Consider the following 12,139-nt stretch of genomic DNA (forward strand, 5'->3'; position numbering starts at 1 on the left):
CTGGCCAGAACAAGCGCTTCACTCCACGCCGGTGGAATCCGGATTGCGCGCGGATGCCGCACGTCGGCTCAGTCGATCTGGTCTGCTGGTCAGCCCCTCAACTGGGTGACCTTCCCGGGGCGTCAGCAGTGGTGGGCAATTGCTGCGGACATTGCCTTTTGCAGGACGGGGACGGGCTTTGACTGTGTGGGAGAGGGCGGGTAGACGGTCCTGCCCTCCTTGATGGTCTCCACGACGGTGATGTCCTTGATCTTTTGCTCGGGGATCGTGAGCGGGTTGTGGCTGAGGAGCACGAAGTCGGCGAGCTTGCCCACCTCGATGCTGCCCTTGGTGTCCTCTTCGAAGTACTGGCGGGCGGCGTTGATGGTGATGGACTTCACCGCGTCCAGGACCGACACGCACTGGTCCGGGCCCAGGACGCTTCCTGAGGTGCGGGTGACGCGGGTGACCTGGCTGGACAGGATGGCGATCGAGTTGGGCAGGGCGACGGGGGCGTCGTGGTGTGAGGTGTAGGCCATGCCGCGGTCCACCGCCCACCGGGCCGGCGAGATGTTGACAGCGCGTTCGGGGCCGAGCACGGTCTTGCGGTACCAGTCGCCCCAGTAGTAGGTGTGCATGGAGAAGAACGACGGGATGATGCCGAGTTCCCGAAAAGCCTCGACCTGGTCCTCGCGGGCGGTCTGGCAGTGGATGGCCGTCGTACGCCGGTCCTGTCCGGCTTCCTTGGTGGCCGCGCGCACGCACTGGAGGAGTTGGTCGATGGCGGCGTCGCCGTTCACGTGCGCGATGACGTGCCAGTTGTTGGCGAAACCCGCCCGGACCTGGGCCAGGACGTCCTTGTCCGGCAGGGTCGCATAGCCGCGGTAGTCCTCGTCCTGACCGTCGGGCGGGGTGAGGTAGGGCTCGGTGAGCCAAGCGGTACGCCCTTGGGGTGAGCCATCCAGGACCAGCTTCACCCCGGCTGCGCGCAGGCCCTTCGTGTACTCCCGGCTCGCCCGGACCGCGTCAGGAGATTTCATGGCCTGGTCAGCCTTCACGTAGACGACCACGTCGGTGGGCAGGCCGGCGGGGTGGGCGTCCGCGACCTGCCGCAGGAGGCCCAGGACCTCCAGGCTCGCTGCCCCCTCCTGCACGGTCGTGAAGCCGAAACTCGCCGCCGACAGGAGACCCACGGGCAGGAACTGCCCGCTGTCGATGGGGTCCATCCCAGCGACGGCCAGGTCGGCGGCGGGGGCGAACGCGGTCTCCTCCAGCACCCCGTTCGGCTCCCCGTACACGGGCCCGGATTCGGTCCCGCGCTGCAACCTCCGCCGGATCACCCCGCCCTCCGGGTCCGGTGTCATGGCGGTGTACTTGAGCCGTTCGAGCCCAAGGCTGTTGACCGCTCCCAGATGGAAGGACTGATGGATCGCCAGGACAGGCTTCCCGGTGGATACCATGTCCAGGTCGTGGCGGGTGGGGTGCCTGCCCTCGGTGAGCATGGAGTCGTCGTAACCGAAACCGACGATCCAATCCGAGCGCTTCCCGACCGCACTTTCGGCGAACTCGCGCAGCTTGCCCTGGAGGGAAGCGATGTTGGTGACGTTGCCGTCGGGAGCGGCCAGGAGATTGGCGATCGTGGCCTGCAGGCCGGTGCCGACCACGTGGCCGTGCGCATCGATGAAACCCGGCAGCAGGGCCTGCTCCGGCAGCAATTCGCGCAACCGCGTGTCCGGCCCCCGCCACTCGGCCTGCGCCTGGGACAGGTTGCCGACGAAGACGATCCGGCCGTCCTTGACCGCCACCGCCTCAGGCGCCGCCGACTTCTCATCGGTAACCGTCACGATGGAACCGCCGGAGAAGATGATGTCGGCATCTCCAGACCGCGTACCCAGCGAGATTTCCTGGGACATCACGCACCACCTGCTTCCCTGCGAATGATCAGCCTTCTCTGCGAAGGGTAGTCGCTCGCATGCGGAGCGTGATCGATCGTGGTCGGCCGGTAGCCAGATGAAGCCGACTCGACGCATCGCACACGAAACTCACAGATCTACATCGAGACGGGACGCCAGCGGGCCAGACGCCCGGCTTCGCCTCGACGGCCCGGGTGGCTGCGTGGGCGGTGGTATCGGCCACGAAGGGTGGAGCCAGGAGCCGCCCCAGGGTTGACCGCCGGTCTCACGGTGTGCGACCGGGGAGTGGGCGCTCTCGACTGAGTGGCACATCCGCCACGACCGCGTCTCCGCAGCGGCCGCGCAAACGGGGCTGCTGCTGGTGACCAGCCCCAGGAGCTGCTGAGGTTGTCGACGACGTGAAGACCGCGTCCACGGTCCGCGGTGGCGTCGGCGGAGAGAAGTTCCGGTGGGTGCGGGATCGGGTCGGTGGCCGCGCAGATGAGTTCGTTGGGGAGGAGATGGAGGGCGAGCCAGATGCGTTGGCCATCGGCTGTCCTTGTGTGGCGGATGGCGTTGGCGACGAGCTCGCTCACGATGAGGGTTGCATCATCGACGAGGGGTGTGAGGTTCCACTGGGATAGCGCTGTTAGGAGGAACCGTCGTGCTCTGCCTGCGCTTTGTGGCTCCAGGGCGAGTTCGTGAGCGGCGAAGGCGGCGGGACTGGTCCCCAGGTCCAGGCTTGGGTGTGTCCGGTGGGTCGGTACGCTGCAGCGCCCTTGCCCACTGCAGCGGCGGGATGCAGCTCCCCGACCCGGCCCGTTTGCGCGCGGCGTGGCAGGATATGCGGCATGCCGAGCGACCACGGGACCCATGCCGCGTAGGCCCCCGCGCAACGTCCGGGCCGGGTTCCCCGCCCGCCGACCGGACAGTGATGCCGTGGCCGACATCGACGGCCTATCCGCGCGGACCATGTCCGAGATCCGGCGGATCGAGCGCACTCGCAGCTACCTGGAACCGGGGCAGACTGTAGCTGCGGTGCGGCTCTGGAAGGACCATGTGCGGCTCCCCATGCGCCAGTTGTGGACAGACTGGGAGTGGGGTGACGAACTGCACTGGGACTGCTGCGGCAATCCTTTCCACGCCAGGGATCTTCTGGAGGACATGGTGAACGCCCTCCCGGCCCGCAGCGCGGCCGAGCTGCGCAGGCTGGTCGAGCGGCTCGACGCGCTGGCCGGACGCCAGGACGTACCGCGCCAGGTGCCGCCGGCGGTACCGCCGTGGCATGTGTGGTGACCACGCCCGTACCACTGGGCGGCACCCCAGCCAGCAGCCGTAGCTCGCCATGCCGACGTCTTCGGGCCGCAGCCTGGAGCGTCGGGCGCGCAGGAAGTCTCCCAGGGCGTTGTCGGACATACCCCCAGGTTAAGCAGGCGATGGTTGCGCTGCCTGGGTGTGTGGCACCCAGGCAGCAAACGTCCTGGTTAGCGGCTTCTGGGGCGTCCAGACTCGGTGGCGAGAGGGACGACATCGGACGGGAGGAGGGCCTCGTGCCGCAGGCGAGTGAGGACAGCGTTGACGTGGTCGGGTTGTGGGTGACCGCGGACGGTGACATCCATCAGGAGCTACGGGCGGACGGTCGCTACGACGAAGCCCGCGGGAAGCGACCAAGCGCGTACACGGGCCGCTACACAGTGACCGGCAACCGTCTGCAGTACGTCGATGACTCCGGATTCACCGCGACCGGTGAGGTGCGTGATGGCGTGCTCTATCACGAGCACCTGGTGCTCCACCGCAAGGAGGAGCACCAGTCATGAGGGGCATCGGCAGCCGGCTGTCGCGAAGGCCGTGGCCCGCTCAGTCAGCCGGCCGCCAGGGGCGACATCGACGAGATCGGGGTCGGCCCCGTCGCCAGTGCGCAGCAGCAGCGACCTCGGGCACAGCGGACAGTACGTGTGCGCCCATGGACGCCAGTACAGGCCCTTGAGCGGGAGAACGAAGATGACGACAGACACCGACCGACGCCCCACGCGGGATGGTGACGCCCTGCGTGGCACGGTTGCGGTGGTGACCGGCGCCGCGCGCGGCGTGGGCAGGGCCACCGTGGCGTGGTTGCACGCCCGTGGAGTACGCGTCCTGGCCGAGGACATCCGGCCCGAGGTGGAGGACCTGACCGCGGAGTTCGACGGTGTGACCACCCTGGTCGGCGACGTCTCCCGGGAGGAGACGGCCCTGCGTGCGGTAGAGCTGGCGCAGGAGCGTTTCGGTGGCCTGGACATTCTGGTCAACAACGCGGGTCGGACGCTGAACAAACCCTTCACCGAGACCACGGCAGAAGACTGGGACACCCTGATGGCCGTCAACGCCCGCGGCGCGTTCCTCCATGCCCGGGAGGCGTTCCGTGCCATGCGCGAGCACGGACGAGGCGGGGCGATCGTCAACGTCGGCTCCTACACCTGCACGGTCGCGCTGCCAGAGGGGTCGGCCTACACCGCGTCCAAAGGAGCCCTGGCACAGCTGACCAAGGTCATCGCGCTGGAGGGCGGCCCCCACAACATCCGGGCCAACGTCGTGGCACCGGGCGTGATCGAGACCGACATGCTCGACAACATCCGTGACGACAGCCGCGCCTACCTGCGCTCCTTCGCCGGCGCGCACCCGCTGGGCCGCGTGGCCCAGCCGGAGGAGATCGCCGAGATCATCGGATTCCTCGCCTCGGCGCGCTCCAGCTTCATGACCGGCGCCGTCGTCGCCGCCGACGGCGGCTTCACTGCCGCCTGACCCCACACACCGCCCGCCCCGTTCGAGCGCGGGGCGGTACTGCCCCAGCGAACCACCACCGAGAGAGGACGACACCGCTATGACTGGCCAACGACTTGACGGCAAGGTCGCACTGATCACCGGTGCGACGGGAGGAATCGGCGCAGCGACCGCCAAGCTGTTCGCCCGCGAAGGCGCGCGGCTGGTCGTTACCGATGTCCGCCAGGAGCGCCTCACAGCACTCACGGAGGAGATTGAGGAGACCGGCGCGGAAATCTTCTCCGCTTGCCTGGATGTCTCCTCCGCCCAGCAATGGGACGGGGTGATCACCATCGTCCGCGAGCGGTTCGGCAGTCTGGACACCCTCGTCAACCTCGCGGGCATCCTGGACTGGCCGGGCATCGAAGACACCCGGGAAGACGCGTGGAACCGCGTCATCGACGTGAACCAGAAAGGCACTTGGCTCGGGATGAAGGCTGCCCTACCCCTGCTGCGCGCCACCGGCAATGCCTCGGTGATCAATACCTCGTCCGTCCTGGGACTGGTGGGGAGCGGAGCAGCCGCGGCCTACCAGGCATCCAAGGGCGCGGTGCGCCTGCTCAGCAAAACCGCGGCGGTCGAGTACGCCCGCCAGGGAGTACGGGTCAACTCCATCCACCCCGGAGTCATCGCCACGCCGATGATCCAGGAACTCCTGGACGAGCAGGGCGACCAGCAGCCGGACATCGTGCGTACCCCGATGCGCCGCGCGGGCCGCGCCGACGAGATCGCCTCGGCCATGCTCTTCCTCGCCAGCGACGAGTCCTCGTTCATCACCGGTACCGAGCTGGTGGTCGACGGCGGCCTCACCGCCCACTGACCCCGCCCCACGCGGACGGAGAAGATCCAATAGGTCGCTCACCAGCGACTCCCCGCACCGTCTGACCCCGTCGCCGCGATGTCGCCCAGCGGAGGTCGAGGAGGGTGTCCATATCCAGAGCCGTGGAACGCGGCGCCCACCCGGCACGACAGTCGGGCCGCCGTCACGCCCGAAGAACACCGTCGAACGCAGATCGGCCGCCAGCAAGAGCCGACGGCCAATCACGAAAGATCGAGCCGCGGACCGCCGGGTGACGGTGGACTGCCTCTATGGCTTGACTTTCGTTGGCTCCAGGCGTCGCCTTCCGGTACTGCTGCTCATCCGAAAGGCGACGCTGCGGCTGCGGTATTCTCCTCGGCCAGGGTGCTCGGGTGCTGTGGGGCACTGAAGGAGATACCGCCGGCCACCACAGTCGCCAGCTCCAGGAATTCTTCCTGAGCCCCGAGTTCCTCCGTGGACAATGTGACCGCTACTGCTTGGGGCGTGCGGGGGAATGCCATCTGGAAACTGACGGAGAGTACTTCGGCGGCTCCGTCTGTCGGGACTCCGAAGAATGCTCCTGGCACCGGTACCACGGCGTCTGACACCACGACCGCAGCGATTCCCGCGGGAAGCTCGATGACGCCTTTTTGCAGACTGGTGCCGCCATCTGGATGGGCGTCAAGCACGCTGCAGGCAAAGAGGTTGGGGTCTCCCGGCGGTCGGTCGGCCACAGAGATCTGGCAGGTTCCGGTAAGGAGCAGATCGTCGTCCGTGCAGAGAGTGAAGGAGCTTAAGTGGACCAGCCCGTCCTCGGCCAGCTTGCTCAGTGCGGCTTCGAAGCTGAAGACGCTGGTGATGAGCTGTCTTTGGGTTGCCGAGGGACAGATCTGGGCGAGCGCGTCGTAGTTGGCATCCATACGCGCCGCGGCATCTCCCGAGACATCGATGGGGTGGAAGCCTTCGGGGAGCGTGTACCACATCGGCAGGAGTCCGGTGGATCCTGGAGTCACGGCTTCTTGCATCATCACAGGCCCTTAGCGACGGAAAAAATCTTTTTCAGTGGATCAACTGCCATACCGGCACCGACGATGCCATCGTTCATTTCCGTGCCCTGCGTTGCTCTGTCGGTAGTGCTGTCGCTGTGAGTCCAACCCATATCCAGGGTCTGGGCGGTGGGGACTGCGAGACCCCCGGTCACGACTGCCTGTGTCACGTCAGCGGCCATCTCAGCAGCCCCTTGTGACGACCCGAGTTTCTTGGCTGCCCATTCAATCGGTGTCCCTATGACGCGATTCGAGGGGCTTGCTGCTTTGGCGAAATCCTTGAAGTGCACGGCGCCGGTTTTCGCTGCCTGCGAGACGGTTGTGGCAGTCTTCGCCACCGCGCCGGCGCCACGTGCCGCGCCGAAACCTGCGCGCCCCGCACCGATGGCCGCTTTGGCCCCCCTTACGGCCGGGCCGACGCCGGGGACCGCGCCGAGCACGTCTCCGCCGAGGGTTGCCCATTCACTGATGTTCTTCGATGTCGGCGGGAACATGTCCTTGCCGCTCTTAGCGTACTGGTTGGCGTGTTGGGCTGCCGCAGCCAGGCTGAGACCGATTGCGAGCGGTGCGAGCACCGGGACGAAGATGGCGGCGATGCCGGCAACCGTGGCCGCAATGGTCAGCAGGTCGCCCCCGTGCTCGTCCCACCAGTCCCCGACTGTGTCCCAGAATCCGCCCCCTGGCGCGTGGTCGCTGGAGTGCTTGCGTATCTGGTCGGCGAAGTCCTGCGCGGTATCACCGTGGTGACTTTCCAGCTTCTTCGCGTCGTCGATGAGATCCTGCAGCTTGGTGCTCGCGTGGTCCAATGCCTTTGATGCACTGTCCACACGGCCCTGGGCGATATCAAGGCGGCGTTGGGCACTGTCGAGTTCGGTCTTGGTCTCGAAAGTCTGCCCCGCCAGCCTCAGATCGGGGTGGGTTCGGGCCGTCTCGTACTGTTGCTCAGCGTTTTCGGATTTTTTCCTCGCGTCCTTGGCGTCTTCTTCGAAGTTGTTCGCTTTCACCTTCATGTCGTGCAGCGCGTCGCTCCACTTTCCCAGTTCACCACCAGCGGCTTTGAGCGAGTCATGGGCACGCTTGAGGTAATCGGGAAGATCCGTCACTTTCTCGGCAAATGCCTTGGCCGCTTCTCCGGTCCAGTAGGAGCTTTCCTTGTCCAAGGAGTCCAGAAGGTTATAGGTACTCTGGAGGGTTTCTGCGGTCGCCTTGAGGTTGTCGGCAAGGTTGGTCGCCAAATGGGGGTGGCCCGGAGCCGGGTTCCAGCCAAGTCCGCTCCAGTCGTCGCTCACTTCGCTCCCCCTCCGGCCTTCGCGAACCCGCTCTTGATCTCCTCTTCGGTCTTCTCATACGCCTTGAGGATGGCCGGCAATGCCTCGTTGAGCGTCTTCAGTCGCTTCTTCGTTTCCTTCAGTCCGTGCTCCCAGTCGCCCTCGAAGTCTTCGCATGCCTTGTCGAGCGACCGCTTCCCGAGATTCTTCGGGCCCGTGTCCTTCATCCTGCGCAGAGCCTCTTCCAGCTGACTTTCACTGTCTTCCAGCTTCTTCTTCAGATTCCGCAGCTGAGCCAGGTCGGTCGTGAAATCCGCCATGCCTCCCCCTACTGTTCGATTGATGCGCTTCTTCTCGTACGGTTCTACTGGCCTGGTTTCTTCTGCTGGTTCTCACGTGCGGCGACGGTCTCCCGGTAGGCAGCGACAGTCTTACCGTGCAACCGGTTTCCTTCCTTGCGCAGCCGCCGAGACCGCGTGATCAACCGGATGCTCAGAATCAGTAGCGCCACGGCGCACACCTGGAGAACGGCGTAAGGCAGCCAGAAGCCCCAGGCGATCCCTGCGATTCCTTCTGCTGACAGGCCGGCCAGCATGGCCAGGGCCGCGCCCACGATGGCCCGTTCGCTCTTGGCGCGGGATTGCAGCAATCCCCTTTCCGCCGCTTCCAGGGTGGCTTCGTCCAGGGGGTCGAATCCTTCGCGCTCACGGATCCAACCGGCCGTGCGCTGAGCTGCCGCGTTCTCTCGTACGACCTCAGGAGCGGGGCCACCCCGCACATCCGAATCCGTCGATGAACCTGGCTGCGTGCCCATGCGATAGAAGAGCCACTGCCCCCTTGCTCCATGAGACTGCCGCAGGAACCCCTCTTCACGTGCGATGTCCTCAGCCTGCCCGACGGACGTACCTGGATAGCTGGATGGATCGATTCGAATATGCCCCCGGACATTTGGGGTCCCTGAACGCAAATCATGCCGCAATTCTTCGACAAGCCGCTCCGACGGAACGTTCTGGCGCTGCCTGCGCGTGTCCCAGGAAGCGAAGACACCCAAAAGAAACAACACTCCCAGGCCGACTGCCACCCATTTCAGAAAGCTGGGATCGGCGTGTCCGCCTGGTGGGGCCGCCCACTGGTCGACAGCAAGGAATATCTGACTCACGCCCACCCCTTTAGACGCGCCGGCAACGCCCGGCTTTCGCTACAGAACTGACCAGGATCGCCCTGGTGGAATCATCTCGAGAACAAGTTGCTGCGGCAAAGAACGGCTGACACCTTGCCCATAGTCGGAGATCCGGAATTTGGAGTGCAGATCCCCCAGCGCCAGCGCGTCATTGCCTGCCGTCCCGCAACTCGGCCGGGTTCTCCACCTGGGTGGCGCCGAAGAGCCCGGAGCCGGTGCTCACACCATGCACGCCCTGAGGGTGTGCTGCAGCCGTCGTGACGAATGCATCAGAACTCATCACACATGCCCCCCGAAGTGCCCCGTACGTTCGACGGCCGAACGCCTGAAGCACGAAGATCTTTTCCCGTAACGTATCCCGTGCCGAGGTATCCCCGTAGCAATGGCCTGTGTTTTTGATGCGCCACATACGCGACTGCTGCGGTGGTGCTCATCCTTTTCCGTAACCAAGCGTCACGCTAGCCAGCGTTTCCCGGGTGATCGCCGACGTCTCAGTGGTAGGACCGGTCCTTGGGGCAGTGCCAGTACGGCCACTGGCCTGCGCCGTCGGAGGCCAGTGACATGGGGTGCGGGTGTCTGGCGCGGCAGTGCGGCCAGGCGCGGCCGTTCCGCTTCCTATGGATCGTCGGTTCGCGTGTCACACGGCATGTGAGGGTCGATGCGCCCAGTGGCACGCCTACGGTTTGAATGTGCAGTTGTCGCGCGGCATTGAGCCAGCAGGGCCGTCAAGTCGGCCCCTCTGTGAGGCCCGGACGGTCGGTTCGGATGGGGTTGTCGGCCTGCCCGCTATTCGATGTGGTCAGCGGGAGCGCCACGCCGCATGCGACGGCCGTGCGTATCCGGCGACTGGCCAATACGGTGCCCCCAAGCGCCCTGCGCGGCAAGGGAGATGCGCGCACTTACCAAAGGTAGGCCGGGCGGCGGGATCCTTTCCGCGGCGATCGTCGTTCAACCCAGCCCGGGAATCGCGGAGATCAGCAGATCGATGAGTTTGATACCAAGGAACGGGGCAATCAGACCGCCGAGGCCGTACCGGGCGAGGTTGCGGCGCAGGAGGTCGTGCGCCGACGAGGGCGTGTAACGGACACCACGTAGGGCGAGCGGAATGAGCGCCACGATGATCAATGCGTTGAAGATGATCGCCGAGGTGATCGCCGAGGTCGGGCTGTGCAGGCCCATGATGTTGAGCGTGGCCAGGCCCGGATAGGCGCCGGCGAACATGGCCGGAATGATCGCGAAGTACTTGGCGACGTCATTGGTGATCGAGAAGGTGGTCAACGCACCGCGGGTGATGAGGAGTTGCTTGCCGATCTCGACGATGTCGATGAGCTTGGTGGGGTTGGAGTCGAGGTCGACCATGTTGCCGGCCTCCTTGGCGGCGGAGGTGCCGGTGTTCATGGCGACACCGACGTCCGCCTGCGCCAGGGCCGGGGCGTCGTTGGTGCCGTCGCCGGTCATCGCGACGAGCTTGCTGCCCTCCTGTTCCTGAATGATCAGGGCGAGTTTGTCCTCGGGAGTGGCCTCGGCGAGGTATTCGTCCACGCCCGCTTCCTGGGCGATGGCCTTGGCCGTGAGGGGGTTGTCGCCGGTGATCATCACCGTGCGGATGCCCATGCGGCGCAGTTCGGCGAAGCGTTCGCGGATGCCGTCCTTGACGATGTCCTTGAGGTGGATGATGCCGAGGACCCGTGCCGTGTGCCTGTCGTGCATCGCCACCAGCAGAGGCGTGCCGCCGGACGAGGCAATGGCATCGGTGAACCACCTGGCTTCGGAGGGCACTTCGACGCCGCGCCGTGCCACCCATTCGATGATCTCGGCGGCCGCGCCCTTGCGGATGGCGCACCCCGAACCGTCTGCCCAGTGCAGATTGACGCCGCTCATCCGGGTCTGGGCGCTGAAGTCCACGTATTCGGCGGGTTGCAGTTCTCCCTCGGCCGGCTGGCTCAGCCCGTACTTCTCCTTAGCGAGGACGACGATGGAGTGCCCCTCCGGTGTTTCGTCGGCCAGGGAGGACAGTTGGGCGGCGTCGGCGAGCTGGAGTTCGTCGACGCCGGGCAGGGGGACGAAGGCGACCGCCTCGCGGTTGCCGAGGGTGATAGTGCCGGTCTTGTCGAGGAGCAGGGTGTTGATGTCGCCCGCCGCCTCGACGGCGCGGCCGGACATGGCGAGGACGTTGCGCTGGACGAGGCGGTCCATGCCGGCGATGCCGATCGCGGAGAGAAGAGCGCCGATCGTGGTGGGGATGAGGGTGACGAGGAGGGCGACGAGCACCGTCGTTGTCTGGACCGCGCCGGCGTAGGAGGCCATCGGCTGCAGGGTGATCACGACGAGGATGAACACGATGGTGAGCGCGGCGAGCAGGATGTGCAGGGCGATCTCGTTTGGGGTCCGCTGTCGGCTCGCCCCCTCGACCAGAGCGATCATCCGGTCCAGGAAGGTCTGCCCGGGGCGGGAAGTGACCCGTACCACGAGGCGGTCCGACAGTACCGTCGTGCCGCCAGTGACGCCGGAGCGGTCGCCGCCCGACTCGCGGATGACCGGCGCCGATTCACCGGTCACTGCTGACTCGTCGACGGCGGCGACCCCCTCGACCACCTCACCGTCGGCCGGGATCGCCTCGCCCGCCTGGACGAGTACGAAGTCGAAGGGCTGGAGGTCGGTGGCGGGAACCGACTCGGTCTCGGCGCCGCCGAGGTCGATGCCGACCCGCCAGTTGTCGCGTAGCCGCCGGGCGACGATGTCCGTACGCGCCTTGCGCAACGAATCGGCCTGAGCCTTGCCCCGGCCCTCGGCGACCGCCTCCGCAAGGTTGGCGAAGACCACCGTCAGCCACAGCCAGCCGCTGATTACCCATGCGAAGACGGACGGGCGCAGGAGCGCGGAGAGCGTGGTGAGGACCGAGCCACAGGCCACCACGAACAGCACGGGATTGGTGGCCAGCGCCCGCGGATGGAGCTTGCGCAGTGCCTCGGGGAAAGAGGCCGGCAGAGCCCTTGCCTCGAAGAGCCCCGCTGTCCCACGACGTCGCCGCCGGGCTCTGGCTCTCGCTCCGCCCCGGCCAGGTGTGGGGACGGTCGGGTCGGTCGAGGTTGTCGGCGCCGTCGGGATGTGGGGCGGGGCGGGTGGCATGCGGAATCTTTCCAGGAGACGGCCACCCGGCCGGGTGGCTGAGCGAC

Annotated in this window: 11 protein-coding genes; 4 read left to right on the top strand and 7 right to left on the bottom strand. The window is 66.3% G+C overall.

Annotated features, from left to right (window positions below; translation table 11 throughout):
• Positions 1-122: 122 nt before the first annotated feature.
• Both AB0C46_RS07065 and AB0C46_RS07070 read right to left on the bottom strand, forming a co-directional pair.
• Positions 123-1,892: an amidohydrolase gene (locus tag AB0C46_RS07065; RefSeq protein WP_362826314.1), complete on the bottom strand. Its 1,770-nt coding sequence runs from the start codon at positions 1,890-1,892 to the stop codon at positions 123-125.
• A gap of 137 nt (positions 1,893-2,029) precedes the next feature.
• Complete coding sequence (locus AB0C46_RS07070) at positions 2,030-2,845, bottom strand: ATP-binding protein (RefSeq protein WP_362826316.1); 816 nt, start codon at positions 2,843-2,845, stop codon at positions 2,030-2,032.
• On the opposite strand from AB0C46_RS07070, the gene AB0C46_RS07075 reads away from it, so the two are divergent.
• The 4 genes from AB0C46_RS07075 to AB0C46_RS07090 all read left to right on the top strand — a co-directional run bounded on the left by AB0C46_RS07075 (position 2,811) and on the right by AB0C46_RS07090 (position 5,490).
• A complete protein-coding gene (locus AB0C46_RS07075) occupies positions 2,811-3,167 on the top strand; it encodes a hypothetical protein (RefSeq protein ID WP_362826455.1) in 357 nt (118 codons plus the stop codon). The two genes, AB0C46_RS07070 and AB0C46_RS07075, sit on opposite strands and share 35 nt — an antisense overlap.
• Before the next feature lie 254 nt (positions 3,168-3,421).
• Positions 3,422-3,688, top strand: coding sequence for an Atu4866 domain-containing protein (locus AB0C46_RS07080; protein ID WP_362826318.1), 267 nt, complete (start codon positions 3,422-3,424; stop codon positions 3,686-3,688).
• Between the two features lie 184 nt (positions 3,689-3,872).
• Positions 3,873-4,652, top strand: a complete 780-nt coding sequence (locus AB0C46_RS07085; RefSeq protein WP_362826319.1) for an SDR family oxidoreductase — start codon at positions 3,873-3,875, stop codon at positions 4,650-4,652.
• 79 nt (positions 4,653-4,731) lie between these two features.
• Complete coding sequence (locus AB0C46_RS07090; protein ID WP_362826320.1) at positions 4,732-5,490, top strand: glucose 1-dehydrogenase; 759 nt, start codon at positions 4,732-4,734, stop codon at positions 5,488-5,490.
• Between the two features lie 317 nt (positions 5,491-5,807).
• On the opposite strand, the gene AB0C46_RS07095 is transcribed toward AB0C46_RS07090, so the two are convergent.
• The 5 genes from AB0C46_RS07095 to kdpB all read right to left on the bottom strand — a co-directional run bounded on the left by AB0C46_RS07095 (position 5,808) and on the right by kdpB (position 12,092).
• Complete coding sequence (locus tag AB0C46_RS07095) at positions 5,808-6,452, bottom strand: hypothetical protein (protein ID WP_362826322.1); 645 nt, start codon at positions 6,450-6,452, stop codon at positions 5,808-5,810.
• A gap of 44 nt (positions 6,453-6,496) precedes the next feature.
• The gene (locus tag AB0C46_RS07100) at positions 6,497-7,804 is read right to left on the bottom strand and encodes a putative T7SS-secreted protein (RefSeq protein ID WP_362826324.1); all 1,308 of its coding nucleotides are present in this window, start codon (positions 7,802-7,804) and stop codon (positions 6,497-6,499) included.
• The gene (locus tag AB0C46_RS07105) at positions 7,801-8,103 is read right to left on the bottom strand and encodes a hypothetical protein (protein ID WP_168476973.1); all 303 of its coding nucleotides are present in this window, start codon (positions 8,101-8,103) and stop codon (positions 7,801-7,803) included. Before AB0C46_RS07105 ends, AB0C46_RS07100 begins: the two co-directional genes overlap by 4 nt.
• A gap of 44 nt (positions 8,104-8,147) precedes the next feature.
• Positions 8,148-8,942 carry a hypothetical protein gene (locus AB0C46_RS07110; RefSeq protein ID WP_362826326.1) on the bottom strand — a complete coding sequence of 265 codons (795 nt, stop codon included), beginning with the start codon at positions 8,940-8,942 and terminating at the stop codon, positions 8,148-8,150.
• Between the two features lie 969 nt (positions 8,943-9,911).
• Positions 9,912-12,092 (bottom strand): potassium-transporting ATPase subunit KdpB, encoded by a 2,181-nt coding sequence (kdpB, locus tag AB0C46_RS07115; protein WP_362826328.1) that lies wholly within the window; start codon positions 12,090-12,092, stop codon positions 9,912-9,914.
• Positions 12,093-12,139: the final 47 nt, after the last annotated feature.

It is taken from the genome of Streptomyces sp. NPDC048637, assembly GCF_040650675.1.
Classification (GTDB): Bacteria; Actinomycetota; Actinomycetes; order Streptomycetales; family Streptomycetaceae; genus Streptomyces.